This window comes from Streptomyces blattellae (assembly GCF_009709555.1).
Lineage (GTDB): Bacteria > Actinomycetota > Actinomycetes > Streptomycetales > Streptomycetaceae > Streptomyces > Streptomyces blattellae.
The window spans coordinates 161,233-186,833 of sequence record NZ_WJBG01000127.1; the positions used below are offsets into that span (position 1 = coordinate 161,233).

A 25,601-nucleotide genomic window follows, 5' to 3' on the forward strand; every position below is an offset into this window, starting at 1 on the left:
CACTCCTCTCGCAGTCGTCGGCCGAGTACCCACGTTCGGCGTCAGCTCTCCAGCCGGGCCACCCGGCCCTTCTCCCCGGCGGCCCAGCAGCCCAGGTCCTGGGCGCAGTCCACGGTGTCGTACGAGCCGGTGTCGACGGTCCGCCAGGTGCGGCCGCCGTCCGTCGTCAGGTCCGTGCCGGTGGGGCCGACCGCGAGGGCGGCGGTGCGGCTGCGCGGGAGCCAGGCGGCGCCGGAGCGGTAGGCCGGCGGCGGCTGGGATGCGGGCTGCCAGCTGCGACCGCCGTCGGCCGTGCGAGCCGCGGCCTGCGGGGAGGCCTGGTCCGGGCGGTAGTCGCCGCCGACCGCGAGGCCGTGGGCGCGGTCGCGGAAGGCGAGCGCGAAGACGCCGCGGGCCGGGTCGCCGGCCGGGACCGGGGCGTCGGCGGCCGTCCAGGTCCGTCCGCGGTCGGCCGAGTGCAGCACGCGCGCGCGGGCACCGCCGCCGGTGGCCAGCCAGGCGTCCTCCGGGCCGGCGGCGACCAGGCACTGGCCACTGGCCGCGAAGCCGAACTCGCCGTCCAGTGCCGCGGGCATGCCGGTGCCGGGCAGCACCTTCCAGGAGCGGCCGCCGTCGCTCGTCGACAGGATGCGGAACCTTCCGTCCACCGGGTCGCTCAGCGCGAGGCCGTGGCGTCGGTCGAAGAAGGTCATGCAGTCGTAGAAGGCACGCGCGTCGGTGTTGCGGAAGGACTCGGTCCAGGTCGCTCCGGCGTCCTCGGTGCGGTAGACGCGGGACGCCTCGCCCTCGCCGATGGCCAGCACCACCGCGCGCCGCGCGTCGAACGCCTCGACGTCCCGGAACTCCAGCCCGGCGGCGCCCGGCGGCGAGACGTTCCGCCAGCTCGCGCCGCCGTCCGTGGTGCGCAGGACGGTGCCCGCGGACCCGGCCAGCCAGGCGGTGTCCCGGCTGACGGCCGCAAGTCCCCGGAACCGCACATCGGTCGTGCCGCTGTCCTTGAGCTCCCAGCGCGGCGCCCGGTCCTCGGCGGCCTGCGTGGGCCCGGCGCATGTCAGCACCGCCACCGCCGCCCCGCACACCACCCCCACGGACACCGCTCGCCTCGTACGTCCTCTTGCCCCGGCCGGTCGCGTGCTCCCCAAGCACCTCATGGCGGGCGAAGCTAGTCCACCGCCCCGATGCCGTCCAGACGGCGTCGGCTGCCGACTCAAGTCTCCCTTGGAGCACTTGAGGTGTCCCGGGTCACTCGCATGCATGACGGCGGTGACCGAGGTCACTCGACATTCGTGTGCACGGATCGGCTGATTCCGTCGTCTCACCCAGTGCCCGGCCTCATCCCCGGAAATCTGTCCAGTCGTCACAAGGGAGCAAGGCGTTGTCCACCGTCATCGAGCAGCCCGTCGAGGCCCGTCTCGTCGCCGCAGCACCGCGGATGCCGAGCATTCCCGCCACCCTGCAGTACGACCCGCGCGATCCGTTCGCGATCCGCATGGCCTTCCCGGCCCCGGCGACGCTGGAAGGCGTCGACGTCTGCTGGACCTTCTCCCGCGAGCTGCTCGCGGCCGGCATGCGGAACGCCGAGGGCTGCGGCGACGTACGGATACGGCCGTACGGGTACGACCGCACCGTCCTGGAGTTCCACGCCCCCGAAGGCACGGCAGTCGTGCACGTCCGCTCGGCGGAACTGCGCTCCTTCCTGGCAGCCACCAGCGCGCTCGTCCCGGTCGGCCTGGAGCATCTGCGGCTCGACCTGGACCACGACCTCGCCGAGCTGATGCGGGACGCGTAGCGCTCCGCTGACGGGGCGGCGACGGGTCGTCGGTCGGCTGCGGCGTGGTCGTGGCTGGTCACGCACGCGCGACGGAGCCGCACATGCAACGCAGCCCCGCGCCTTTCGGGGCACGTTGCCCGTCCCGGCAGCGAGTCCTACGTCCCCGCCGCCGGCAGCTCCCGGGTGGCGCGGCGGACCAGGACGTGCGCCGGCCTGGGCCATGCCCGAGCCCACGCACCCGCGGGTGAACCCGAGTACGGCCGACTCGACGACCGGCAACGCACCGGGACCGGCCGTCACGTTTCAGCGGCCCGTCGATCCCGGCGGCGAGCAGCTTCACGGTTCCCGGACCGGCGGCCCACGGAGACGAAGGCCCCGCCGGCGCCCGCGGCCAGAAGGGCGGCGGCCCGCTCCAGGGCGAGGTCCGCTCCCCGGCACCGCAGGTGCCTGTCGACGTGTGCGTTGACGTACAGCGGTACGGCCGCGGTGCCGGCAGTCTCCGGGCAGCGGCGATCCGCTCCGCCTGGACCGGAAGAAATCCGACACGATGGGGGCACGGGGCCCCGAGCGCGTGCCGCCTCAGCCGCGCGTCGCCTCAGCCGTGTACCGCCTCAGCCGCGCGTCGGCACCGACGGTGCCGAGACCGCCGCGACCAGCCCGGCGCGCACCTCGCGGATCACGGCCCGCAGCGCCGGCGCCGTCGCACCGCTCCGGTCGGTGAGCGCCGCGACGCGCTCCTCGTGGCGGCCCCCTTCCTTCCCGGGCACCAGCGTGCGCACCTCGCCCGCGACGGCGAGGGCGACGACGGCTGCGTCCCGGTCCGGGACGTCCGCGACGGGCACCGGCCCTTCGAGGACCTGCCGCGCCTCCTCGCGCAGCGCCTCCACGACGGCGGTGCGGTCCACGCCGTACTCGGCGGTCGGGAACACTCCGAGGACCCGCTTCTTCGCCACCCGCAGGTACCCGTCGGCGGCGAGCTTCTCCCGTACGGCGTCGAGCGTCACGCGCGCGTGCAGCGTCACCCAGGTCCGCCACGGGTGCGGTCGTGACTCCCGGACGAGTTCCAGGAGCCCGTCGAGCACGGCGTCCCCGGTGCGGGAGTCCATGTCGGCCGGCGTCGCGATGCCGTCGGCGTCGACGAGCAGGCCGCACTGGGCCATTTCGGTGAGGGCGCCCGCCCGCACCACGTAGCGGAGGTGGGCGGAGCCGGTGACCTCGTTCCTCGTGGTGTCCCAGGCCAGCAGGTAGAGCCGGGCCGGCAGCGTCAGCGAGCCGTTGGGCACGGGATCTCCTTCGTGGTGCGGTCGGGGTGCACGTTAATCCGTTGACAGCCGCCGGGCCCCTTCGTACGTTGTTCAGCGGTCCTGTTGCCGTCGATTGGAGAAGGACGTTGCTCGTCTGAGGTCCTGAGACACCGCGTCGCACCTTCACGGGTGTGCGCTGCGTGCGACCTCGGCATTCGAGCCGTCCTCGACGGGCAGGGCTTTTCCCATGCCTTCCGGGATCTCTCCCCGTTGGTCGCCGGTGTCTCGATACGCGTTTGCCCCTGATCCCTTAGAGATCCCTTCGAGCGACCGCGGAGGCCCGCATGTCCATGTCCACGTCCGTCACCGTTACGTCCCTGTCCTTCGCCTGGCCCGACGGCACCGCCGTCTTCCAGGGCCTCGACACCGCTTTCGGTCCGGGCAGGACCGGGCTCGTCGGCATCAACGGGTCAGGAAAATCAACCCTGTTGAAGCTGATCGCCGGTGACCTCGCACCAGCCGGCGGCGCCGTCCGGGTCTCCGGCGAGATCGGCTGTCTCCCGCAGAACATCACCCTCGACACCGCACTCCGGGTCGACGAGGCGCTCGGCATCGCCGCACAGCGGGCCGCGCTGCACGCCATCGAGGCGGGCGATGCGGCCGAGGAGCACTTCGAGACCGTCGGCGACGACTGGGACGTGGAGGAGCGCGCGCTCGCCACCCTCGGCGAACTCGGGCTCGGCCACGTCGGGCTGGACCGCAGGATCGGCGAGGTCTCGGGCGGCGAGTCGGTGCTGCTGCGGCTGGCCGCCCTGCTGCTGCGCCGGCCGGACGTACTGCTGCTCGACGAGCCGACCAACAACCTCGACATCTACGCCCGCAAGCGGCTGTACGAGGCCGTCGCCGCCTGGCCCGGAGTGATGGTCGTGGTCAGCCATGACCGTGAACTCCTGGAACTGGTCGATCAGATCGCCGATCTGCGCTCCGGGAAGATCACCTGGTACGGCGGCAACTTCTCGGCGTACGAGGAGACCCTCGCCACCGAGCAGGAGGCGGCCGAACGCATGGTGCGGGTCGCCGGGGCCGACCTGAAGAAGCAGCGGCGTGAGCTGGTGGACGCCCAGGTCAAGCTGGCCCGCCGCAAGCGGTACGGCCAGAAGATGTGGGACCAGAAGCGCGAGCCGAAGATCATCATGGGGGCGCGCAAGCGGGCGGCACAGGAGTCCGCGGGCAAGCACCGGATCCTGCACGAGGAGAAGCTCGCCGCGGCCAAGGAGCGGCTGGACGAGGCGGTGGAGGCGGTACGGGACGACGACGTGATCCGCGTCGATCTGCCGTACACGGCCGTACCGCCGGGCCGTGAGGTCCTCACGCTCCGGGACCTGGAGCTGGCCTACGGTGCGCGCGTGGCCGGCGGTTTCGATCTGCGCGGGCCGGAGCGGATCGCGCTGCTCGGGCGCAACGGCGCGGGCAAGACCACGCTGCTGCGCACGATCGCCGGGGAGTTGCAGCCGGTGTCGGGCGAGGCACGGGCGCATGTGCCGATGCGGTTCCTGCCGCAGCGGCTCGATGTGCTCGACGACGAGCGGACCGTCGCCGAGAACGTGGCCCGGTTCGCGCCGGGCGCCACCGACAACCGGATCCGGGCGCGGCTGGCCCGGTTCCTCTTCCGGGGCGGCCGGGCCGACCAGCAGGCGGCGACGCTGTCCGGCGGCGAGCGCTTCCGGGCGGCGCTGGCCGCGCTGATGCTGGCGGAACCGGCACCGCAGCTGCTGATGCTGGACGAGCCCACGAACAACCTGGACATGGCGAGCGTACGACAGCTCACCACGGCCCTGGAGTCGTACGAGGGGGCGCTGATCGTGGCCGGCCACGACGTGCCGTTCCTGGAGTCGATCGGCATCACCCGGTGGCTGCTGCTGGACGGCGAGCTGCGGGAGATCACCGGAAACGATCATCTCGGGGAGGCCACAGCGTGACGACGGGGGTTTCGTGCGCCCGGAGCGGCCCTGCATGATGGCGGATCGGTGCTGCGTCACGGGCGCCGGCAACCAACCCGATTCGGAGTTCTGGACGTGCCCAGCAAGAAGGCCCTCATCCGCCGCCCCGGCCCGCGCCTCGCCGAAGGACTGGTGACCCACATCGAGCGGGAGAAGGTCGATGTCGATCTCGCGCTTGAGCAATGGGAGGCGTATGCGGAGGCCCTGCGGGGGCACGGCTGGGAGACGATCGAAGTGGAAGCGGCCGACGGCTGCCCCGACTCGGTGTTCGTCGAGGACACGGTCGTCATGTACAAGAACGTCGCGCTGATCGCCCGCTCCGGCGCCGAGTCACGGCGTGCGGAGACCCTCGGCGTCGAGGAGGCCGTGGCCCGGCTCGGCTGCTCGGTGAACTGGATCTGGGATCCCGGCACGCTGGACGGCGGCGACATCCTCAAGATCGGCGACACCATCTACGCCGGCCGGGGCGGCCGTACCAACGCGGCCGGCGTCCAGCAGCTGCGGGCCGCCTTCGAACCGCTGGGTGCGCGGGTCGTCGCCGTGCCGGTGAGCAGGGTGCTGCACCTGAAGTCGGCGGTGACGGCGCTGCCCGACGGGACGGTGATCGGGCACATCCCCAAGGTGGACCGGCCGTCGCTGTTCCCGCGCTTCCTGTCGGTGCCCGAGGAGGCCGGCGCCCATGTGGTCCTGCTCGGCGGCAGCAAGCTGCTCATGGCCGCGAGCGCGCCGAAGACGGCGGAGCTGCTGGCCGATCTCGGCCACGACCCGGTCCTGGTGGACATCGGTGAGTTCGAGAAGCTTGAGGGATGTGTGACATGCCTCTCGGTCAGGCTGCGTGAGCTGTACGCCTGACCGGGTGGCGCATGATCCGAAAAGCCCCGGGACCTGCGGTCCTGGGTGAGCCGTATGCCCTGGAAACGTTGGCTGATCAGTGACCTTTACTGCGCACTTAACCTACGGCTTCGTAACCTACGGTTTCGTAGCCTACGATCCCGTAAGTTACCCGGCACCGCTCGCCGGTCTCAGCCACGTCCCCTGGAGTTCCTGTGACGATCACCTCCCCTCACCTCGGCAGCTCGGCCGCCTGGACCGACGCCCGGCTGCTGTACGCGTTGGAGGAAGTGGTCGAGCGGGAACTCAACCGGCATCTCAAGGTCGCCAAGGACTGGATGCCGCACGAGTACGTGCCGTTCAGCGACGGCCGCAACTTCCCCGGCGTCTTCGAGGACGGCGAGGCCTGGGAGAAGGAGCAGTCCAAGGTCACCGAGATCGGCCGCATCGCACTGGTCGTCAACCTGCTGACCGAGGACAACCTCCCCAGCTACCACCACGAGATCGCCTCGCTCTTCGGCCGGGACGGCGCCTGGGGCACCTGGGTGCACCGCTGGACCGCCGAGGAGGGCCGGCACGGCATCGTGATGCGCGACTACCTGCTCACCTCGCGCGCGGTCGACCCGGACAAGCTGGAGCAGTTCCGTATGGCCCACATGAGCGAGGGCTTCGAGTCGGACAACCGCCACTCGATGCTGCACTCGGTCGCCTACGTCGCCTTCCAGGAGCTGGCGACCCGCGTCTCGCACCGCAACACCGGCCACCAGTCCGGCGACCCGGTCTGCGACCGCATGCTGGCGCGCATCGCGACCGACGAGAACCTGCACATGGTCTTCTACCGCAACCTGCTGAAGGCGGCCTTCGAGCTCGCGCCCGACCTGACGATGATGGCGGTGCGCGACGTGATCGTGAACTTCCGCATGCCCGGTCACGGCATGCCCGGCTTCGAGCGGGCCGCCGCGCAGATGGCGATCGGCGAGATCTACAACATGCGCATCCACCACGACGACGTCATCCAGCCCGTGCTGCGCTTCTTGAAGGTCATGGAGATCGACGGCCTCGGCCCCGAGGGGCGGGCGGCGCAGGAGGAACTCGGCCTGTTCATGGGCGGGCTGGACGCGGAGGCGTCCAAGTTCGACGAGAAGCTCGCGGCGCGCAAGGCGCGGATGGCGGCGCGGGCCGCGGGCTGACCCGTCCGGGGGCGGCTTCTCCGTGCGACGGGCGCCTGAGTTCCAGGCGTTCCTTCTCCGACAGGCCGCCCCAGACGCCGAAGCGCTCGTCGTGGTCCAGCGCGTACTCCAGGCAGGCGGGGCGGATCGGGCACAGCCCGCAGATCCGCTTCGCCTCCTGTACGGAGCTGCCGGGTTCGGGGAAGAAGAAGTCCGCCCCGGTCTGGGCGCACAACGCCTCCTCCTGCCAGGCGAGGTCGGGTGAGGTGACTGTTTCGGTGTGCATGGCCAGAAGCGTGCCGGACGGCGAAAAACGTTCGATCAACGCCGGATCAACGCGGCGCGCGGCACGGCCGAGGTGTTTTCAGCTCGTGGGGTCCCGTTGTCCGGTTGCCTGCTCTGCCGAGTCTTGCACCGCCCACTGACAATCGCCGTCGGAAGGCCGCCGCGACCGCCGTGAGCTGCCCGGATGCCGTCCCCGGCCACCGGCCTGCCGACCGTCGCCCCAGGCGTCGATGCCGTCGCTCAGGCCGCCGACCGCTACAACGCGGTCGCCGGCTCCGCCGCGTGGGCGCGACCATCAGCGCGCCGACCAGGCACAGGGCGCCGGCGGGCTGCCGCGCTCGGCTCGGCCGCAGGGCTCAGGGCCCGTGCTGAGTTCCCCGCCTGCCCCCGACGTCCGGCACGCCCCGACTGCGGACATCAGCGGCTCCGCCGCGGGCGCCGTGCCCGCGCTTCGCGCGGACGACGGGGAACTCGGAACAGGCCCTCGGTCGCCAGGGGGTGCGGCCGGCGATGAACGCGGTGAGTTCTCCGGTCGGTCAGGCGGAGGCCCGCCGTACCAGCGTGGTCGGCAGGACCACGCCTGCCGACGCGGAACCCCTGAGCAGCAGCCGCGCCATCAGCCGCCCCATCTCCTCGATGTCCTGACGGACCGTCGTCAGCGGCGGGTCGGTCTGTTCGGCCACCGGCAGCATGTCGTCGAAACCGATCACGGCGACATCGTCCGGCACCCGCCGCCCGCGCTCACGCAGCACCCGCAGGGCGCCCGCGGCGGTCAGGTCGTTCGCGGCGAAGACGGCGTCCACGTCGGGGCAGCGGTCGAGGAGTTCCCGCATCGCCCGCTCACCGCCGGCCGGCGTGAAGTCGCCCTCCACGACGAGCCGCGGGCCGGCGTCGGCCAGGACGTCCCGGAACCCGTCGAGCCGGTCCACCGCGGAGGTCTGGTCGAGGGCGCCGGTGATGTGCGCGACGCGGGTGCGGCCGAGGCCGACGAGATGGCGTACGGCCTCGCGGGCGCCGCCGCGGTTGTCGCTGTCGACGTAGACCACGCCGCTCGTGCCGTCGCTCCAGCCGGGCCGGCCGCCGAACACGGTCGGGACTCCGGCGCGCTGGATCAACTCGGGCAGGGGGTCGTCCAGGTGCAGGGAGAAGACGAGGGCTCCGTCGACATGGCCCCCGGCGAGATAGCGCCCCACGCGCGCGTGGTCGTCGCGGCCCTCGGTGAGCAGCAGCACGAGCTGGTTGTCGTGGGCCGTCAGCTCCTTGCTGATCCCGCGGAGCTGCAGCGCGAAGAAGGGGTCGGCGAAGACCCGTGTCTCCGGTTCGGCGACGACGACGGCGATGGCGTCGTGGCGCCGGGTGACGAGACTGCGGGCGGCCTGATTGGGGACGTATCCCAGCTCCTCCACCGCCCGCCGGACCCGCTCCACCAGAGGTTCCCGCACTCCGTCCCCGCCGTTCACCACCCGGGACGCGGTGGCCCGTGACACCCCGGCTCGGGCTGCCACGGCCTCCAGGGTGGGACGAGGCGCGGTTTCGGTCACGTGGGCTCCTCATAAGGGCTGTTCGCCCTGGGCGGGTGCCGATCAGGATAGCCCCCGCCACGAGCCGGTGTGAGAGCGCTCTCGGCGCCGTCACCGCCCAAGGTCCGTCAGTGTTCCCGCTGATGCTCGTGCGGCTCGTACCCGGGGATCGTCCCGTCCGCCTTCCTCACCAGGAACAGCCCCACCATCCCCATGTCGGAGTGGCTCTGCACATGGCAGTGGTACATCCACGCGCCCGCTCCCACCCCCTCCCCCGCGATCACCTGGAAGCCGAAGGAGTCCGCCGGCCCCACGATCTTGTTGTCGACGACCTGGCTCGGGTCGTCGGGGCCGGTGAGCATGCCGGTGCGGTTGTCCGCCCAGCGGTGACCGTGCATGTGGAAGGTGTGGTAGTACTCGCCGTGCGTGATCATCACGAACTCGACCCGATCGCCCATCGTGGCCTCGAAGTCGGGCCCCGAGTGCGCCGGCCTGTTGTTGATCAGCATGTCGTTGAAGACGATCGTGTGCGTCGCGTCGGGCAGCACGTCGCCCTGCCGACGGACGATCACGGGACCGTACAGGCCCTTGCGGATACCGCCGGTGCCGTGGTCGGTGCCGACGACGTGGTCGTGGTAGTGCCAGTAGCCCGCGCTGCCCGCCCGCCAGGTGCCGTCGGCGCGGCGGCCGGGCTTGTGGGTGCGCCAGGTGTAGGTGCGGGTGCCGCCCGGTTCGACGTCGCTCCTGGTCAGCTTGGTGCCGTCACTGGAGATTTCGTAGTCCAGGCCGTGGACGTGCAGGCTCGCCCGCGCATCGGTCGTGTTCTCGAACTCGATGTGCAGGGTGTCGCCCTCGTTGAGTTCGATCAGCGGCCCGGGGATGGTCGCCTTTCCCTTCTCGAAGCCGTAGCCCAGCTGCCCGTCGGCGAACTTCTCGGCGTACAGCTTGATGTGCCTGACCGCGCCGCCGGCCGGAGCCGTACTCGCCGCGGCGCTCTTCGCCGAGGCGTCGTCACCGACGGCCTCCGAGGCCACGGACAACGATGTCGCGACGGCCGCGCCGCCCAGCAGCACCCGTCTGTTGAACCCGCGTCTGTCCATGCGGAACTCCCCACCCTGATACGGAACTTGCGGAGGCGCACCTGTGATGAACTTGTGAGACGGTACCGGCCGCATCCCCGTTTCTCCACACCCGGGACAAAGTTCGTGCCATTGCGGTCATAGGTATTGGCGGGTCACGCAAAGAGGTCTAGCTTCCTTGGGGTTGTCGCTGTGACCGAGGAGGTGCCCATGCACTTACGAGGGTTGAGCACAAGAAGAAGACGGGGCTGGGCGGCCGTCGTGACCGCCGGCGTCGTCGCCGCCGGGCTCATGTCGGGTCCCACTGCGAACGCGCGTCCCGACCCGGGATCGCCCTTGACAACGATGTCCGTGAAGTCGCCGCCGGGCGGCTCGAACGTACAGGTGCTGATCTTCTACGGATCCGCGGCGGCCGGGGAGGAGTCTCCGGTCGTGAACGCCGGGATCGAGGCCATCGAGAAGATCGGCCTGTCCGGACCGGAGAACCAGCGTTTCGAGGTCACCGCCACGGACGACGCCTCGGTCTTCACCGACGAGACCCGGCTCGGCCGCTTCAACTCCATCGTGTTCCTGACCGGCGGCGGCGATGTCCTCGACCCGGAGCAGGAGGCGGGCCTGGAGGCCTACATGGAGGCGGGCGGCGGGTTCCTCGGCGTCCACGACGCGGCACGTGCGGAGCCGTACTCGGACTGGTTCACCGGCCTGGTCGGCGCCCGCCCGGCCGCCGCCGGCCCAACCGCCGTACAGCGGGCGACGGTTGAGGTCGGCGACCGGCAGCACCCGGCGACCAGGGATCTGCCGGTCCAGTGGAAGCGGCCGGACCAGTGGTTCAACTGGGTGAAGAACCCGTCCGGCGAGGTGCACACCGTCGCCCGCGTCCGCGAGTCGACGTACCAGCCCGGCACCACCGCCAACGGCTGGGACCACCCGGTGAGCTGGTGCCGCGACTACGACGGCGGACGCTCCTTCTACACCGGCATGGGCGGCACGGTGTCGTCGTACGACGAGACGGACTTCCGCACCCATCTGCGCGGCGCGCTGCTGTGGACGACCCGTCTGGCGCAGGCCGACTGCAAGGCGACGATCAACGCCAACTACACGGCGGAGCGCCTGACCCAGCCCAACCAGCCCGGTCAGAACGACCAGATCGGCGAGCCGCACGGCCTGGTCACCGCGCCCGACGGACGCGTGCTCTACATCGGCCGGGGCGGCGCCGACTCCTCCCAGCCGGTGGTCACCGACTGGAACGACCCGGACATCGGCAAGGGCAGGGGCGAGATCCACGTCTACGACCCGAAGACCGGGAAGGTCACCCTGGCAGGCGCGTTGAGCGTCTTCGGCAACAAGGGCGGCGGCGACGAGCTGACCAAGGTCGAGGAGGGGCTGCTGGGTATCGAGCTGGACCCTGGCTTCGAGCGGAACGGCTGGGTGTATCTGCACTACACCCCGCACTCCCAGATCAACCGCGACACACGCATGGCCGAGCGCCGGGTCTCCCGCTTCACGCTCGATCTTGCGACCAACAAGCTGGCTCTGAGCAGCGAGAAGGTGCTGCTCAAGTGGCCGGTGCAGATCCACAGTTGCTGCCACGCGGGCGGCGGGATGGCCTGGGACTCCCAGGGCAACCTCTACATCGCGACCGGCGACAACAACTCCAGTGGCTTCAGCGGCGGTTACTCGGGCAACAACCCGCAGCCCAACTACAAGGGCGTCTCCTTCGCCGACGCGCGCCGCACCGCCGGCAACACCAACAACCTCAACGGCAAGATCCTGCGCATCCACCCGGAGCCCGACGGGACCTACACGCTCCCCGAGGGCAACCTGTTCACCGGCGAGGAGACCGACGAGGGCGGCGGGAAGACGCGTGGCGAGATCTACGTCATGGGGGTCAGGAACCCGGCACGGATCTCCGTCGACCAGAAGACGGACACCCTGTACGCGGGCTGGGTCGGCCCGGACGCCGGCACCCCCTCCCCGACCTGGGGCCCGGCCAAGTACGACACGTTCGCCGTGATCACCGAGGCGGGCAACCGGGGCTGGCCGTACTGCATGGGCAACGAGCAGCCCTACCGCGACCGCAATCTGCCCGATCCGTCGCAGCCGCTGGGCTGGTACGACTGCGACAACCCGAAGAACGAGTCGCCGAACAACGACGGCCTGGTCAACCTGCCGCCGGTCACCGGAAACAACATCTGGTACTCGCCCCAGGGCGGCGCCCCCGACTACCCGCGCGACGCGAACGGCATCCCCTCGTACCGGCAGGATGAGGCCACGTACCTGCTGCCGTGGCTCAAGGGCGGCAGCCAGGCCGCGATGAACGGGCCGGTCTACCGGTACGACGCGCAGAGCACGAGCGCGACGAAGTGGCCTTCCTACTGGGACGGCAAGTGGTTCGTCGGTGACTTCTACGACGCCGACCAGCCGCGCAACGCCGTCATCACCGACCCGAAGACCCACGGTGACGGCGGTCTGCCGATCCACTCGGAGTCGCTGAAGAAGATCGTGCCGATCGGCAACGACGGCATCAAGAACCTCATGGACTGGAAGTTCGGTCCGGACGGGGCCCTGTACGCCCTCGACTACGGGCGCGGCTTCTTCACGTCGGACGCCAAGTCGGCGCTGTGGCGGGTCACTTACACCGGCGGTGGCGCGACACCGGCCGCCGACCAGCTGGCCAGGGGGTCTCAGTGATACGCCGACGACGAATCCTGACGGCCCTGCTGGCCGCGCTGCTGATGATGCTGGGGCTCCAGAGCCCGCCCGCCGCAGGGCAGCCGGAGCCGCAGGCCGCCGCCGCCCAGACGCTCACCTGGACCGCCGACGACGACATCACCAAGTACGCGTCCGCGCCGACGACGGCCGTGGCAGGTCCGACGACGATCGTCTTCGAGAACAGTGTGGCGACCGGCAACACCACGGGCATGCCGCACACTCTGACGTTCGACGTCTCCGACCCGGAGTACAACAACGACGTCCCGCTGAACATCCTGGCCAACCCGAACGACGACCAGGGCGGCCGCTACACCGCCGAGGTCACGCTCACCCCCGGCCGCTACCGCTACTTCTGCACGATCCCGGGCCACGGCCAGATGCAGGGCATCCTCGTGGTGACCGAGGGCAGCGGCGAGGACACCACCCCGCCCGAGACCTCGGCCCGGGTCACCGGCGCGCAGAACGCGCAGGGCGACTACGTCGGTTCGGCGAGCGTGGCGATCGACGCCACCGACGAGGGCGGCTCGGGTGTGGACCGGATCGAGTACGCGATCGGTGACACCGGCGCCTGGCAGCCGTACACCGCACCGGTCGTCGTCGATCAGGTCGGCAGCCACCAGGTCCGCTACCGCGCCCTGGACAAGGCGGGGAACACGGCGGCCGAGAAGAGCGTCGCGTTCACGGTCGTAGCGCCGTCGACCGACGACGAGACACCGCCCGAGACGTCCGCGACGGTGACCGGCGAGCAGAACGCGGACGGGGCCTACATCGACATGGCCACGGTCACCGTCTCCGCCTCCGACACAGGTTCCGGGGTCAACACCATCGAGTACGCGGTCGGCGACGGCGCCTGGCAGCCGTACACCGCACCGGTGATGGTGCACCAGGCCGGCACGCACACCGTGCGCTACCGCGCCACCGACAAGGCGGGCAACACGGCCGCCGGGAAGGACGTGCGGTTCACGGTCGTCCCGGCGCCTGAGCAGGACACCACCCCGCCCGTCACCGGCGTGACCGTCGACGGCACGCGGAACTCCGTCGGGGCGTACGTGGGCAACGCCAGGGTCACCGTGAGCGCGACCGATCACGGCGGCGAGGTCGCGGGCATCGAGTACTCGCTCGACGGCGGTCCCTACCTGGCCTACACCGCGCCCGTGATCGTCGACCGGGTGGGCCCGCACACCGTGGCCTACCGGGCGCGCGACACGGCGGGCAACACCTCCGAACCGCGGACGGTGAGCTTCACGGTGGTGGCCGGCGGCGGGGTTCCCGCGCCCAACTGCCCGGAGTTCGACGAGCGGTTGACGGTCGTCGTCGGGACGGTCGACTCGGGTGTGCCGAACCGCGTCACCGACAACCGGTGCCGCGTCAACGAGTTGATCGAGGACGAGAAGGAGTGGACGTCCCACGCGCTGTTCCTGAAGCACGTGGAAACGGTCCTGGACGCGCTCCTCGGCGAAGGCGTCGTCGACCAGCGGGAGCACGACGCGATCCTGGAGGCCGCCCGTGAGTCCGGCATCGGCAGGCCCGGCCAGACCGAGGGCTACCGCACGATCTTCGACGGCACCGCGGGCTCCTTCGCCGACTGGCAGCACGTGGGCGGCGGTTCGTTCGGGCTCAACCCCGACGGGTCGATGACCAGCGGCACCACGCAGGCGGGCCTGGGCATGCTGTGGTTCCCGGAGCGCAAGTACGGCGACTTCTCGCTCCGGCTCCAGTGGCGGGACGACGCGCCCGGCACGGGCAACGCCAACTCCGGTGTGTTCGTGCGGTTCCCGTACGTCCATGACCATCCGGAGGAGTCCCGGCCGGAGTGGGTCGCGATCAAGTACGGGCACGAGGTGCAGGTGCTCGACCGGCCCGACGGCGACATGTACAAGACCGGCTCGGTCTACGGCTTCGACCGGGTGGGGCTCGCCGGTGCGGGCGTCACCCAGAAGGGCACGTGGAACGACTACGAGATCCGCGTGGTCGACCAGCACTACTCGGTCTACCGCAACGGCGTGCTGATCAACGAGTTCGACAACACCGGCGGCCAGGACTTCGTCCCGCCCCGCTCGGACGACCCGGGCACGGACGGACGGCGGTTCGCCTCCGGCTACATCGGGCTCCAGGTGCACGGCACCACGGATGTCGTCTCGTACCGCGACATCAGGATCAAGGAGCTGTAGCCGTCACGGAGTCGTAGACATCACTGAGTCGTAGGTTCGGGCGGCGCCTCCTCGGGGGGCGCCGCCTTCCTGGCCCGGCTCGGCTGGACCCGCTTGGGCTCGCCCGGCATCTTCGGATACTCGGGCGGGTACGGCAGGTCGCCGAGCCCGTGCTCGCGCTCGTCCTTGGCGGCCAGGTCCAGCAGGGCCTGAAGGGAGTAGCGGTGGTCGTCCATGCCGGCGTGCACATCGCCCACGTCGGCGAAGCGCACCGGCATCGTCGCGAGGTCGAAGTCCCGGGGATGGGCGACGCCGACCTCGTCCCAGCGCAGGGGCGCGGAGACCGGGGCGTGCGGGCGGGGTCGTACGGAGTAGGCGGAGGCGATGGTGCGGTCCCTGGCGGTCTGGTTGTAGTCCACGAAGATCTTCTGCCCCCGCTCCTCCTTCCACCACTTGATGGTCACGTGGTCCGGCATCCGGCGTTCCAGCTCCCGGCCGACGGCGATCGCCGCGCGGCGGACCTGGGTGAAGGTCCAGCGGGGCTCGATGGGCACGAAGACATGCAGGCCGCGTCCGCCGGAGGTCTTGGGGAAACCGCGCAGGCCGCCGAACTCGTCGAGCACGGCGCGCAGTTCATGGGCGGCGCGGACGGCGTCCGCGAAGTCGGTGCCGGGCTGCGGGTCGAGGTCGATGCGGAGTTCGTCGGGGTGGTCGACGTCGTCGCGGCGCACCGGCCAGGGATGGAAGGTGAGGGTGCCGAACTGGGCGGCCCATACGACGGCGGCCTCCTCCGTGGGGCACATCTCCTCGGCGCTGCGTCCGCTGGGAAAGGTGATGTGGGCGGTGGGGATCCAGTCGGGCATGTTCTTCGGGGCCCGCTTCTGGAAGAAGTTCTCGCCGGTCACGCCGTCCGGGTAGCGCTCCAGGGTGGTGGGGCGGTCGCGCAGGGCGCGCAGGATGCCGGGGCCGACGGCGATGTAGTACCGGGCCAGGTCCAGCTTGGTGAAACCGCGCTCCGGAAAGAAGATCTTGCCCGGACTGGACAGCCGTACGGTCCGGCCGCCCGCCTCCAGTTGCACCGCTTCGCCCATGCGAGCCACGGTAGGCCCCCCACCCGCACCTCGCACACCGGGCGTGCACGGCCGCACGCGCGCAGAATTCAGAGCATGGACCTCCCCGTGATGCCACCCGTGAAGCCGATGCTCGCGAAGTCGGTCGCGAAGATCCCGCCGGACATGCACTATGAGGCGAAGTGGGACGGCTTCCGCGCGATCGTGTTCCGCGACGGCACCGACGTGGAACTCGGCAGCCGCACGGGCAAGCCACTGACCAGGTACTTTCCGGAGCTGGTGATGGCGTTGCGGGAGAGGCTGCCGAAGCGCTGCGTCATGGACGGCGAGATCGTGATCGCTCGCGAGGGGCGGCTCGATTTCGACGCGCTCACCGAACGCATCCACCCGGCGGACTCCCGGGTGCGGATGCTCGCCGAGAAGACCCCGGCCTCCTTCGTCGCCTTCGACCTGCTGGCCCTGGCGGACGAGTCGCTGCTGGACGTTCCGCTGAGCGACCGCCGGGCCCTGCTGACCAGGGCGCTGGAGGGGGTGACGGCGCCCGTGCACCTGGCACCGGCGACGACCGACATCGATGTGGCGCGGCAGTGGTTCGACCAGTACGAGGGCGCGGGCCTCGACGGCGTGATCGCCAAGCCGCTCGGTCTGCACTACCTCCAGGACGAGCGCGCGATGTTCAAGATCAAGCACGAGCGCACGGCGGACGTCGTCGTCGCGGGCTACCGCTTCCACAAGAGCGGCCCGGTCGTGGGCTCGCTGCTGCTCGGCCTCTACGACGACCGGGGCACCCTCCAGCACGTGGGCGTGTCCGCCGCCTTCTCGATGCAGCGCCGGGCCGAACTCGTCGAGGAGCTGGAGCCGTTGCGGATGGACGATGTCGCCGGGCACCCCTGGGCGGCCTGGGCCGAGGAGGCCGCGCACGAGTCGGCGCGGCTGCCCGGGGCGCCCAGCCGCTGGTCCGGCAAGAAGGACCTGTCCTGGGTGCCGTTGCGGCCGGAGCGGGTCGTCGAGGTGGCGTACGACCACATGGAGAACGGGGTGCGCTTCCGGCACACGGCCCGCTTCCGCCGCTGGCGCCCGGACCGGGAACCGCACGGCTGCACCTACGCCCAGCTGGAGGAGCCGGTCGGCTACGACCTGGCGGAGATCTTCGGGCCCGTGGACTGAGACCCACGATCAGGTACAGCTGAAACACGTACAGCTGAAAACAGGTGCAGCCAGAACAGGTATAGCCAAAACAGGTATAGCCAAAACAGGTATAGCTATAAATCGACCATACGTGCACAATCGTTGACACGAGACAGGTGGCAACGGTGGGCATGGGACAAAGGGCGCGCACACGACGCGTCACGACGGCGGTGGCGCTCCTGGCCGCCACGATGACGCTCTCCCTGGCGGCCGGCTGCACCTCGTCGGGCGACGACGGGCGCGGGCCGGGCCGGGAGCAGGGCGAGCGGCCTTCGCAGAGCCGGACGGCCGAGGGTCCGGTGCTCGCCGTGAAGATCGACAACGCCCGCTCGGCCCGCCCCCACACGGGGCTCGACTCCGCCGACCTCGTGTACGTCGAGCAGGTCGAGGGCGGCCTGAGCCGGCTGATGGCGGTGTACGCGACCGAGCTGCCGCCGGCGATCGGCCCGGTGCGCAGCGCCCGCGAGTCCGACCTGGAGCTGCTGCGCCAGTTCGACCGGCCCACGCTCGCCTTCTCGGGGGCCCAGAGCAAACTGCTGCCGCTGATCGACGAGGCGCCCCTCGACGCCGAGCCGCCCGGCGAGGCGCCCGGCGCCTACTACCGGGGCACGTCCATGCCCGCCCCGCACAACCTCTATCTGCGACCTGACCGGCTGATGCCCTCCGCGCCCGGCGCGGACGCGCTGACCACCGGATTCCGCTACGGCACCGCTCCCTCGGGCGGCACACCGGAGAACTCCCTGACCGTGCGCTACCCGGCCGCCCGCTTCACGTTCACCTGGTCCGAGAGCCGTGACCGCTGGCTGGTCTCGATGGACGGTTCGCCCACCGTCACCGCCGACGGGCAGCGGGTGGCACCGGCGACGGTCGTCGTCCAGTACGTGACGGTGCGCCCGTCCGCCTTCCACGACCGCCTCGGCAACACCTCGCCGTACACCGAGACGGTGGGCGAGGGACGGGCCGAGGTGCTGCGCGACGGGAAGTCCTTCGACGTGAACTGGAAGCGCGCCCGAGCCGCCGACGGCACGGACTTCACGACCGACGGCGGGGCGCCGGTGAACTTCGCCGAGGGCCAGGTGTGGGTGGTCTTCGCGCAGGCCTGACCCTCGTGTGCCGCAGGTCGGGCCCTCGGCTAGCCCGCCTTCGACGCCGTGAGGGGTTCCGCCGGATTGCGGAGCTCCTCCGCCGCGTCCGAGACACGGCGGATGAGGTCGAAGAAGACGGTCTGCTCCGCGGCGGAGAGCGGGGCCAGGAAGACCTGGTTCATGCGGGCCGTGCGCACCGTGAGCTTGCGGTGGGTCCGCGCGCCCTCGTCCGTCAGCCGCAGCAGGAAGCGGCGCCCGTCCTGCGGGTCGCGCACCTTGTCGAGCAGGCCGCGGCGGCCGAGCCGACTGATCACCTCCGCGATGGTGGACCGGTCGAGCCCTACCCGCTCCCCCACCGTGCGCTGGTCCAGGCCCGGCTCGGCGACGAGCGCGTTGAGGACGGCGAACTGCGGTGACGTGATCTCCTCGGAGACCATGGTGTTCCACAGCAGGTGGTGGGCCTGCTGGAGGCGCCGGGCCAGGTGCCCGGGGTGGGTGGCGAGGTCCACCGCGGCCATGTGTGCTCCTCAGCGTCGGTGCAGAACTTCGTCGGTGCGGTATTTCATTTGTGCACTGAACGATATCGCATCCCCCTCCTTCCTTGTCCTGCCCGTCATCTGGGGCTTGACGCCCTGACCCCCGGATGGCAGCGTGAAGCACACCTCGTCGGATAGTCAGTGCTCTGACTATTTCGGGTCTGAGAGTCTGATGGGATGGGGCTTCACGGATGGACAAGGTGGTCGCCACCGCCCTGGAGGCGGTGGCCGATGTGCCGGACGGCGCGACGCTCGCGGTCGGCGGATTCGGGCTGAGCGGTGTGCCGAACGTATTGATCGAGGCGTTGTACGAGCGGGGCGTGAGCGGTCTGGGCGTCGTGTCCAACAACTGCGGGGCGATGGAGTCCGGCCTCGCCGTACTGCTCGCCGCGGGCCGGATCGCCCGGGTCACCGGCTCCTACATCGGGGCGAACAAGGAGTTCGCGCGGCAGTACCTGGCCGGTGAGCTTGAGGTGGAGATGATCCCGCAGGGCACGCTCGCCGAGCGGCTGCGGGCCGGCGGGGCCGGCATCCCCGCCTTCTACACCCCCGCCGGCGTCGGCACCCAGGTCGCCGAGGGCGGACTGCCCTGGCGCTACGACGGCTCCGGCGGCGTCGCACTCGCCTCCCCGGCGAAGGAGGTGCGGGAGTTCGACGGTGTGGAGTACGTGCTGGAACGCGGCATCCGCACCGACTTCGCGCTGGTACGGGCGGCGAAAGGCGACCGGCACGGCAACCTGGTCTTCAACAGGTCCTCGCGGAACTTCAACCCGCTCGCGGCCATGGCGGGCCGGGTGACGCTCGCCGAGGTCGAGGAACTCGTCGAGCCCGGCGCGATCGACCCGGACGCGGTGCATGTGCCCGGCATCTTCGTGCAGCGGGTCCTCGCCCTGACCCCGGAGCAGGCCGCGGACAAGAAGATCGAGCAGCGGACGGTGAGCAGCTGATGGCCTGGACGCGTGAGCAGATGGCCGCCCGCGCGGCGCGGGAGCTTCGGGACGGCCAGTACGTCAATCTCGGCATCGGCCTGCCGACCCTGATCCCCCACCACCTCCCGCCGGGCGTCGAGGTGGTCCTGGAGTCGGAGAACGGCATCCTCGGCACCGGCCCCTACCCGACCGAGGACCAGGTCGACCCCGACCTGATCAACGCGGGCAAGGAGACCGTCACGGTCCTGCCCGGCGCGTCCTTCTTCGACTCGGCGCTGTCCTTCTCGATGATCCGCGGCGGGCACATCGACGTCGCCGTGCTGGGCGCCATACAGGTCTCCGCCCGCGGGGACCTGGCGAACTGGGCCATTCCCGGCAAGCTGATCACCGGGATCGGCGGCGCGATGGACCTGGTGCACGGCGCCCGTACGGTGATCGTGGTGATGACACACGCCGCCAAGGACGGCTCCCCGAAGATCATGGAGGAGTGCGCGCTGCCGCTCACCGGGAAGGCGTGTGTGAACCGGATCATCACCGACCTCGGTGTACTGGACGTGACCGGCGACGGTCTGGTGCTCGTCGAGACGGCGCCCGGGGTGGGCGTCGAGGAGATCACCGCCAAGACCGACGCCAAACTGACCGTAGCGGAGGGCCTGAAGTGATGTCCGCAGTGAAGTCCGCAGTGAAGAACGTCTACATCGTCGACGCGGTGCGTACGCCGATCGGCCGCTACAACGGCGGTCTGGCGGGCGTGCGCCCGGACGACCTGGGTGCCCATGCCATCCGTGAACTCCTCGCCCGCACACCGCGGTTGGACCCGTCCCGGATCGAGGACGTCTACTTCGGCAACGCCAACGGCGCCGGCGAGGAGAACCGCAACGTCGGCCGCATGGCCGCGCTGCTGGCCGGACTCCCCACCAGCGTGCCGGGCGTCACCGTGAACCGGCTGTGCGCCTCCGGCCTGGAGGCGGTCGTCCAGGCGGCCCGCGCGATCGCCCTCGGGGACGCCTCCATCGCCGTAGCGGGTGGTGTGGAGTCGATGACGCGGGCGCCGTACGTGCTGCCGAAGTCGGACAAGCCGTTCCCGGCGGGGCACGCCGAGCTGTACTCCACCACGCTCGGCTGGCGCATGGTCAACCCGAAGATGGAGCCGCAGTGGACCATTCCGCTGGGCGAGAGCGCGGAGCTGATCGCCGAGAAGCACAAGATCAGCCGCGAGCAGCAGGACGAGTTCGCGCTGGCCTCCCATCAGAAGGCCGCCAAGGCGCGGGCCGAGGGCCTGTTCGACGCCGAGCTGGCGCCGGTGCCGATTCCGCGGCGCAAGGGTGAGCCGGTGGTCTTCGGCGCGGACGAATGCGTACGGGCGGATGCCTCCCTGGAGGCGATGGCCAAGCTGAAGCCGTCGTTCAGGAAGGACGGCGGCACGGTCACGGCAGGCAACGCCTCGCCTTTGAACGACGGCGCCGCCGCGCTGCTCCTCGTCGACGAGGAGGGCCTGAGGGCCACGGGCCGCGAGCCGCTCGCCCGGGTCTCCGCGACCGGCGTCAGCGCCCTCGACCCGCACTACTTCGGACTCGCCCCCGTCGAGGCGGTGACGCGTGCGCTGGCCAAGGCGGGCAAGGGGTTCGGTGACCTGTCGGTGCTGGAGCTGAACGAGGCGTTCGCCGCGCAGGTGCTGGGGTGCGTCGCCGAGTGGCCCGAGTTCGATCCGGCGATCCTCAATCCGCGGGGTGGCGCGATCGCGCTGGGGCATCCGCTGGGTGCGTCCGGCGCGCGCCTCGCGGGTACCGTCGCCCATCAACTCGCCAGCCGGGGCAGTGGGGTTGGCGTCGCCACGCTGTGCATCGGTGTGGGCCAGGGGCTCGCTCTCGTCCTCGAACGGTAGCGGGCCGGATGTGGCTGGCCGCTCCCGCGCGGCGGAGCCGCATATCGGCACAGTCCCGCACCCCCACGTTCACGAGACCGTCAGGAACCCCCAGGAACCGCCCATGACTCTCACCCAGCACGACATCGACCAGGAAATCGCCGCCGAGCACGCCGCCTACGCGAAGCGGATCGCCGGCGGAGCCCCCGTCGAGCATCACCCGCGCCGCGACTACGCCCCGTACCGCTCCTCGGTCCTGAGGCATCCGAAGCAGCCGCCGGTCGCCATCGACGTCACCAAGGACCCGGAGCTGGTGGAGCTGGCCTCCCCGGCGTTCGGGGCGCGGGACATCACCGGGGTCGACAATGACCTCACCCGGCAGCACAACGGCGAGCCGATCGGTGAGCGGATCACCGTTTCCGGGCGGCTGCTCGACCGGGACGGGCGCCCGATCCGGGGACAGCTGATCGAGATCTGGCAGGCCAACTCGGCGGGCCGGTACGCGCATCAGCGCGAACAGCACGACGCGCCGCTGGATCCGAACTTCTCGGGCGCGGGCCGCACGCTGACCGACGACGGCGGCTGCTACACGTTCACCACCATCCAGCCGGGCCCGTACCCCTGGCGCCAGCACGTCAACGCCTGGCGGCCGGCCCACATCCACTTCTCGTTCTTCGGTACGGCGTTCACGCAGCGGCTGGTGACGCAGATGTACTTCCCGGGCGACCCGCTGTTCCCGTACGACCCGATCATCCAGTCGGTGACCGACGACGCGGCCCGGCAGCGGCTGGTGGCGACGTACGACCACAGCCTGTCGGTGCCGGAGTTCTCGATGGGCTACCACTGGGACATCGTGCTCGACGGACCGAACGCCACCTGGATCGAAGAGGGACGCTGACCCACGATGACGAAGATCGACACGAGCGATCCCGAGGCCGTGCTCCCGACGCCCTCCCACACGGTCGGCCCCTTCTACGGTCATGCCCTGCCCTTCCCCGGCGGCGGCGACATCGCCCCGATCGGCCACCCCGACACGATCGTGCTGCAGGGGTACGTCCTCGACGGCGAGGGCAACCCGCTGCCGGACGCGTTCGTGGAGCTGTGGGGCGCCGACCCGGACGGCCGGGTGCCGCAGGTCGACGGTTCGATGCGGCGCGACCCGGCGAGCGGCGGCTTCCTGGGCCGCAACGGCGTGGAGTTCACCGGCTGGGGGCGGATCCAGACGGACGCCGACGGCCACTGGAGCGCGCGGACGCTGCGGCCCGGGGCGCGGGGGCGGAGTGCGCCGTACATCAGCGTGTGCGTCTTCGCGCGGGGGCTGCTGGTGCATCTGTTCACCCGGATCTATCTGCCGGGCGACGAGGCCGCGCTGGCCGCCGACCCGCTGCTGGCGCAGCTGGACCAGGACCGACGCGACACGCTGATCGCCACGGACGAGGGCAACGGCACATACCGTAACGGCACATACCGTTTCGACATCCGCCTTCAGGGCGAAGGCGAAACGGTCTTCCTGGAGTTCCAGTGACAGCTGCCGATCCCGACACCGGCCTGCTCGCCCCCGGGTGGGCGCGCTCCCCCGCCGCCGCGGCCACCGGCGACGGCGCCTATCTGACGGCGCTGCTCGACGCGGAAGCCGCGCTGACCCGCGTCCAGGCCGCGCTGGGCCTCGCCCCGGCCGAGGCCGCGACCGCGGTGACCGAGGCGGCTGATGCCCGGCACTTCGACGTCGCCTCGATCGCCGAGCGGGCGCGGGGCGGCGGGAATCCGGTCATTCCCCTGGTCGCGGATCTGACCAGGGCGGTCGGCGAGGAGTACGGCCCCTATGTCCACCGGGGCGCGACCAGCCAGGACATCATGGACACGGCGACGATGCTGGTCGCCGCCCGTGCCCTGGACCTCGTCCTGGCCGACCTCGGCCGCACGGAGCGGGCGCTGGCCCGGCTGGCCGCCGAGCACCGCGACACCGCGATGCCGGGACGGACGCTCACCCAGCACGCCGTACCGACGACGTTCGGGCTGAAGGCGGCCGGGTGGCGGTCGCTGGTGCTCGACGCGCGGGACCGGGTGACCGCCGTACGGGACGGACTGCCCGCGCAACTCGGCGGTGCCGCCGGGACGTTGGCGGCCTTCGGGGCGTACGGCGCCGAGGACGCCGTCTCTCTCCCGGAGGCGTACGCCCGCGAACTCGGCCTTCGGGCGCCCCCGTTGCCCTGGCACACCCTGCGGACGCCCATCGCCGATCTGGCCGGTTGCCTCGCCTTCACGGCGGGCGCGCTCGGCAAGGTCGCGGTGGACGTCCTCACCCTCTCCCGCACCGAGATCGCCGAGGTCGCGGAGGGCAGCGGCGGCGGCTCGTCCGCGATGCCGCACAAGTCCAATCCGGTACGGTCCACCCTCATCGCCGCCGCCGCGCGACGGGCACCTCAGCTCGCCGCGACGCTGTACGGGTCGCTGGCGGCGGAGGACGAGCGGCCTGCCGGGGCCTGGCACGCGGAGTGGGAGCCGCTCAGGGAGCTGCTGCGACTGGCCGGCGGGGCCGCCCGGGATGCCGTGGAACTGGCCGAGGGGCTGCGGGTCGGGCACGATGTCATGCGCGAACACCTTGATCTCACCCAGGGGTTGATCGTCTCGGAACGGCTGTCCGCCGAGCTGGCCCCGGTGCTGGGCCGGGCCCGCGCCAAGGAGTTGCTCACCCGGCTGGCGTCCGAGGGGCGCCCGCTCGCCGAGGCACCGGAGTTGCGGGACGCCGATCTGGACCCCGCCCATTACACCGGCTCCGCCGGAGCCCTCACCGACCGCGCTTTGGAGCGACGTTGAAACTCCTCAACCACCTTGCCGAAGGCCCCGCTTCCGCACCTCCGCTGCTCCTCGGCCCCTCGGTCGGCACCTCGTACGCCCTGTGGGACAAGGTCGCGCCGGAGCTGTCGGCCACGCATCGGGTGATCCGCTGGGACCTGCCGGGGCAGGGCGGTTCGGCGGCCGGTCTCATCGCGGCGGGCGCGACGATGGGTGACCTCGCCGACCTGGTGCTGGCACTCGCCGACTCGCTCGGCATCGAGCGGTTCCGTTACGCCGGTGTCTCGATCGGCGGTTCGGTGGGACTGCAGCTCGCGGTGCACCACCCCGGGCGGGTGGAGTCCCTGGCGGTGATCTGCTCGTCGGCCCACTACGGCGGCTCCAAGCCGTGGCAGGAGCGGGCCGCGCTGGTGCGGGCCGAAGGGGTGGCGGGGCTCGCGCAGAGCGCGAACGACCGCTGGTTCACGCCGGGGTTCACCGTGCCCCGGCTGGTCCAGGACATGCGGGACAGCGATCCGGGCGCGTACGCCGCCCTCTGTGACGCGCTCGCCGCCTTCGACCTCCGCGACCGGCTGCCCGAGATCTCCGCGCCCACCCTGCTGATCGCCGGGCGCGAGGACCCGGCCACGCCGCCCGCGCATCTGCGGGAGATCGCGGACGCGGTGCCGGGTGCCGCGCTGGTGGAGATCCCCGGGGCCTCGCATCTGGCGCCCGCCGAGCGCCCCGAGGCGGTGCTCGGCGCCCTGCGCGCGCACTTCGACGGTCCCGCCCTGCGCGGCATGGAGGTACGGCGCGAGGTGCTCGGCGACGCACACGTCGACCGGGCGCAGGACCGGCAGACCCCCTTCACCGCCCGCTTCCAGGACTTCATCTCGCGCTACGCCTGGGGCGAGATCTGGACCGATCCGACACTCTCGCGCCGCGAGCGCAGCATGATCACGCTGACGGCGCTGGTCGCCCAGGGGCACCACGACGAGCTGGCCATGCATGTGCGGGCCGCGCGGCGGGGCGGGCTGACCCCCGAGGAGATCGGCGCGGTGCTGCTGCAGACCGCCGTGTACTGCGGGGTGCCGGCGGCGAACTCGGCGTTCGCGACGGCCCAGCGGGTACTGGCCGAGGAGGACACCTCAGCGGGGTGACCCTGCCGGCGCCTGGCGCTGACGGCAGGTCAGCCGCCGTGCGCCCCGGTGGCCTTGGCTCATGGGGTGGCCGACACGCGGCTCACCGGAAAGCGTCGGGCAAGGCCGCTCACCCCATGAAGCGGGACACGGCCTCGACGACACACCCGGCAGATACCCGGCCCATGTGCCTACGGTGGAGGCATGTCCCATCCGCGCCGCACGAACGCGCCAGCGCCAAACCCCAGTTGAAC

Annotated in this window: 21 protein-coding genes and 1 pseudogene; 15 read left to right on the top strand and 7 right to left on the bottom strand. The window is 71.2% G+C overall.

The window, feature by feature from the left end; translation table 11 throughout:
• Positions 1–41: 41 nt before the first annotated feature.
• On the bottom strand, positions 42–1,151 hold the full coding sequence (locus GFH49_RS12195) for a WD40/YVTN/BNR-like repeat-containing protein (RefSeq protein WP_230396255.1): 1,110 nt from the start codon (positions 1,149–1,151) through the stop codon (positions 42–44).
• A 224-nt stretch (positions 1,152–1,375) separates the two neighbouring features.
• Between GFH49_RS12195 and ssgD the strand changes: the two genes are divergently transcribed.
• The gene (gene ssgD / locus GFH49_RS12200) at positions 1,376–1,789 is read left to right on the top strand and encodes a spore wall synthesis regulator SsgD (protein ID WP_155055861.1); all 414 of its coding nucleotides are present in this window, start codon (positions 1,376–1,378) and stop codon (positions 1,787–1,789) included.
• 593 nt (positions 1,790–2,382) lie between these two features.
• Here the strand turns inward: ssgD and GFH49_RS12205 are convergent.
• Positions 2,383–3,054 carry a GOLPH3/VPS74 family protein gene (locus GFH49_RS12205; protein WP_155055862.1) on the bottom strand — a complete coding sequence of 224 codons (672 nt, stop codon included), beginning with the start codon at positions 3,052–3,054 and terminating at the stop codon, positions 2,383–2,385.
• Positions 3,055–3,365: 311 nt separating this feature from the next.
• Here GFH49_RS12205 and GFH49_RS12210 point away from each other — a divergent pair, with 311 nt between their 5' ends.
• The 3 genes from GFH49_RS12210 (at position 3,366) to GFH49_RS12220 (ending at position 7,036) form a co-directional block, all read left to right on the top strand.
• Positions 3,366–4,994 (top strand): ABC-F family ATP-binding cassette domain-containing protein, encoded by a 1,629-nt coding sequence (locus GFH49_RS12210; RefSeq protein WP_155055950.1) that lies wholly within the window; start codon positions 3,366–3,368, stop codon positions 4,992–4,994.
• A 96-nt stretch (positions 4,995–5,090) separates the two neighbouring features.
• Positions 5,091–5,867: a dimethylargininase gene (gene ddaH, locus GFH49_RS12215; protein ID WP_155055863.1), complete on the top strand. Its 777-nt coding sequence runs from the start codon at positions 5,091–5,093 to the stop codon at positions 5,865–5,867.
• Positions 5,868–6,061: 194 nt separating this feature from the next.
• Positions 6,062–7,036: an acyl-ACP desaturase gene (locus GFH49_RS12220; protein ID WP_155055864.1), complete on the top strand. Its 975-nt coding sequence runs from the start codon at positions 6,062–6,064 to the stop codon at positions 7,034–7,036.
• A gap of 25 nt (positions 7,037–7,061) precedes the next feature.
• On the opposite strand, the pseudogene GFH49_RS12225 reads toward GFH49_RS12220, so the two are convergent.
• From GFH49_RS12225 to GFH49_RS12235, 3 genes and pseudogenes are all read right to left on the bottom strand, one after another.
• Positions 7,062–7,340 (bottom strand): annotated as a pseudogene (locus GFH49_RS12225) (WhiB family transcriptional regulator); the annotation flags it as partial.
• Positions 7,341–7,836: 496 nt separating this feature from the next.
• A complete protein-coding gene (locus GFH49_RS12230) occupies positions 7,837–8,841 on the bottom strand; it encodes a LacI family DNA-binding transcriptional regulator (protein ID WP_155055866.1) in 1,005 nt (334 codons plus the stop codon).
• Between the two features lie 107 nt (positions 8,842–8,948).
• Complete coding sequence (locus tag GFH49_RS12235; RefSeq protein ID WP_155055867.1) at positions 8,949–9,920, bottom strand: multicopper oxidase domain-containing protein; 972 nt, start codon at positions 9,918–9,920, stop codon at positions 8,949–8,951.
• Between the two features lie 189 nt (positions 9,921–10,109).
• Between GFH49_RS12235 and GFH49_RS12240 the strand changes: the two genes are divergently transcribed.
• Both GFH49_RS12240 and GFH49_RS12245 read left to right on the top strand, forming a co-directional pair.
• A complete protein-coding gene (locus GFH49_RS12240) occupies positions 10,110–12,590 on the top strand; it encodes a ThuA domain-containing protein (RefSeq protein ID WP_196217951.1) in 2,481 nt (826 codons plus the stop codon).
• Between the two features lie 44 nt (positions 12,591–12,634).
• Positions 12,635–14,782, top strand: coding sequence for an OmpL47-type beta-barrel domain-containing protein (locus GFH49_RS12245; protein WP_196217958.1), 2,148 nt, complete (start codon positions 12,635–12,637; stop codon positions 14,780–14,782).
• Positions 14,783–14,802: 20 nt separating this feature from the next.
• Here the strand turns inward: GFH49_RS12245 and ligD are convergent, their stop codons facing one another.
• Positions 14,803–15,852, bottom strand: coding sequence for a non-homologous end-joining DNA ligase (gene ligD, locus GFH49_RS12250; RefSeq protein ID WP_155055869.1), 1,050 nt, complete (start codon positions 15,850–15,852; stop codon positions 14,803–14,805).
• 75 nt (positions 15,853–15,927) lie between these two features.
• Between ligD and GFH49_RS12255 the strand changes: the two genes are divergently transcribed.
• Positions 15,928–16,998: an ATP-dependent DNA ligase gene (locus GFH49_RS12255; RefSeq protein WP_155055870.1), complete on the top strand. Its 1,071-nt coding sequence runs from the start codon at positions 15,928–15,930 to the stop codon at positions 16,996–16,998.
• A gap of 152 nt (positions 16,999–17,150) precedes the next feature.
• Positions 17,151–18,122, top strand: coding sequence for a DUF3048 domain-containing protein (locus GFH49_RS12260; protein WP_155055871.1), 972 nt, complete (start codon positions 17,151–17,153; stop codon positions 18,120–18,122).
• Positions 18,123–18,151: 29 nt separating this feature from the next.
• On the opposite strand, the gene GFH49_RS12265 is transcribed toward GFH49_RS12260, so the two are convergent.
• Positions 18,152–18,622 (bottom strand): MarR family winged helix-turn-helix transcriptional regulator, encoded by a 471-nt coding sequence (locus GFH49_RS12265; protein ID WP_155055872.1) that lies wholly within the window; start codon positions 18,620–18,622, stop codon positions 18,152–18,154.
• A 209-nt stretch (positions 18,623–18,831) separates the two neighbouring features.
• Between GFH49_RS12265 and GFH49_RS12270 the strand changes: the two genes are divergently transcribed.
• From GFH49_RS12270 to pcaDC, 7 genes are all read left to right on the top strand, one after another.
• Positions 18,832–19,587: a CoA transferase subunit A gene (locus tag GFH49_RS12270; protein ID WP_155055873.1), complete on the top strand. Its 756-nt coding sequence runs from the start codon at positions 18,832–18,834 to the stop codon at positions 19,585–19,587.
• On the top strand, positions 19,587–20,231 hold the full coding sequence (locus GFH49_RS12275; protein ID WP_155055874.1) for a CoA transferase subunit B: 645 nt from the start codon (positions 19,587–19,589) through the stop codon (positions 20,229–20,231). The genes GFH49_RS12270 and GFH49_RS12275 overlap by 1 nt, the downstream gene beginning before the upstream one ends.
• 20 nt (positions 20,232–20,251) lie before the next feature.
• Positions 20,252–21,454 carry a thiolase family protein gene (locus GFH49_RS12280; RefSeq protein ID WP_155055952.1) on the top strand — a complete coding sequence of 401 codons (1,203 nt, stop codon included), beginning with the start codon at positions 20,252–20,254 and terminating at the stop codon, positions 21,452–21,454.
• Between the two features lie 103 nt (positions 21,455–21,557).
• Complete coding sequence (gene pcaH, locus GFH49_RS12285) at positions 21,558–22,331, top strand: protocatechuate 3,4-dioxygenase subunit beta (RefSeq protein WP_155055875.1); 774 nt, start codon at positions 21,558–21,560, stop codon at positions 22,329–22,331.
• Positions 22,332–22,337: 6 nt separating this feature from the next.
• On the top strand, positions 22,338–22,958 hold the full coding sequence (gene pcaG, locus GFH49_RS12290; protein ID WP_155055876.1) for a protocatechuate 3,4-dioxygenase subunit alpha: 621 nt from the start codon (positions 22,338–22,340) through the stop codon (positions 22,956–22,958).
• A complete protein-coding gene (pcaB, locus tag GFH49_RS12295) occupies positions 22,955–24,250 on the top strand; it encodes a 3-carboxy-cis,cis-muconate cycloisomerase (RefSeq protein ID WP_155055877.1) in 1,296 nt (431 codons plus the stop codon). Before pcaG ends, pcaB begins: the two co-directional genes overlap by 4 nt.
• Positions 24,247–25,368 (top strand): bifunctional 3-oxoadipate enol-lactonase/4-carboxymuconolactone decarboxylase PcaDC, encoded by a 1,122-nt coding sequence (pcaDC, locus tag GFH49_RS12300; protein WP_155055878.1) that lies wholly within the window; start codon positions 24,247–24,249, stop codon positions 25,366–25,368. The genes pcaB and pcaDC overlap by 4 nt, the downstream gene beginning before the upstream one ends.
• The last annotated feature ends 233 nt before the right edge of the window (positions 25,369–25,601 follow it).

Coding starts and splice junctions, on each gene's coding strand:
- GFH49_RS12210 (WP_155055950.1), top strand. CDS start 3,366: ATGTCCACGTCCGTCACCGTTACGTCCCTGTCCTTCGCCTGGCCCGAC.
- GFH49_RS12195 (WP_230396255.1), bottom strand. CDS start 1,151: ATGAGGTGCTTGGGGAGCACGCGACCGGCCGGGGCAAGAGGACGTACG.
- GFH49_RS12235 (WP_155055867.1), bottom strand. CDS start 9,920: ATGGACAGACGCGGGTTCAACAGACGGGTGCTGCTGGGCGGCGCGGCC.
- GFH49_RS12240 (WP_196217951.1), top strand. CDS start 10,110: ATGCACTTACGAGGGTTGAGCACAAGAAGAAGACGGGGCTGGGCGGCC.
- GFH49_RS12270 (WP_155055873.1), top strand. CDS start 18,832: ATGGACAAGGTGGTCGCCACCGCCCTGGAGGCGGTGGCCGATGTGCCG.
- pcaG (WP_155055876.1), top strand. CDS start 22,338: ATGACGAAGATCGACACGAGCGATCCCGAGGCCGTGCTCCCGACGCCC.
- ligD (WP_155055869.1), bottom strand. CDS start 15,852: ATGGGCGAAGCGGTGCAACTGGAGGCGGGCGGCCGGACCGTACGGCTG.
- GFH49_RS12255 (WP_155055870.1), top strand. CDS start 15,928: ATGGACCTCCCCGTGATGCCACCCGTGAAGCCGATGCTCGCGAAGTCG.
- GFH49_RS12260 (WP_155055871.1), top strand. CDS start 17,151: ATGGGACAAAGGGCGCGCACACGACGCGTCACGACGGCGGTGGCGCTC.
- GFH49_RS12275 (WP_155055874.1), top strand. CDS start 19,587: ATGGCCTGGACGCGTGAGCAGATGGCCGCCCGCGCGGCGCGGGAGCTT.
- pcaH (WP_155055875.1), top strand. CDS start 21,558: ATGACTCTCACCCAGCACGACATCGACCAGGAAATCGCCGCCGAGCAC.
- GFH49_RS12245 (WP_196217958.1), top strand. CDS start 12,635: ATGATGCTGGGGCTCCAGAGCCCGCCCGCCGCAGGGCAGCCGGAGCCG.
- GFH49_RS12265 (WP_155055872.1), bottom strand. CDS start 18,622: ATGGCCGCGGTGGACCTCGCCACCCACCCCGGGCACCTGGCCCGGCGC.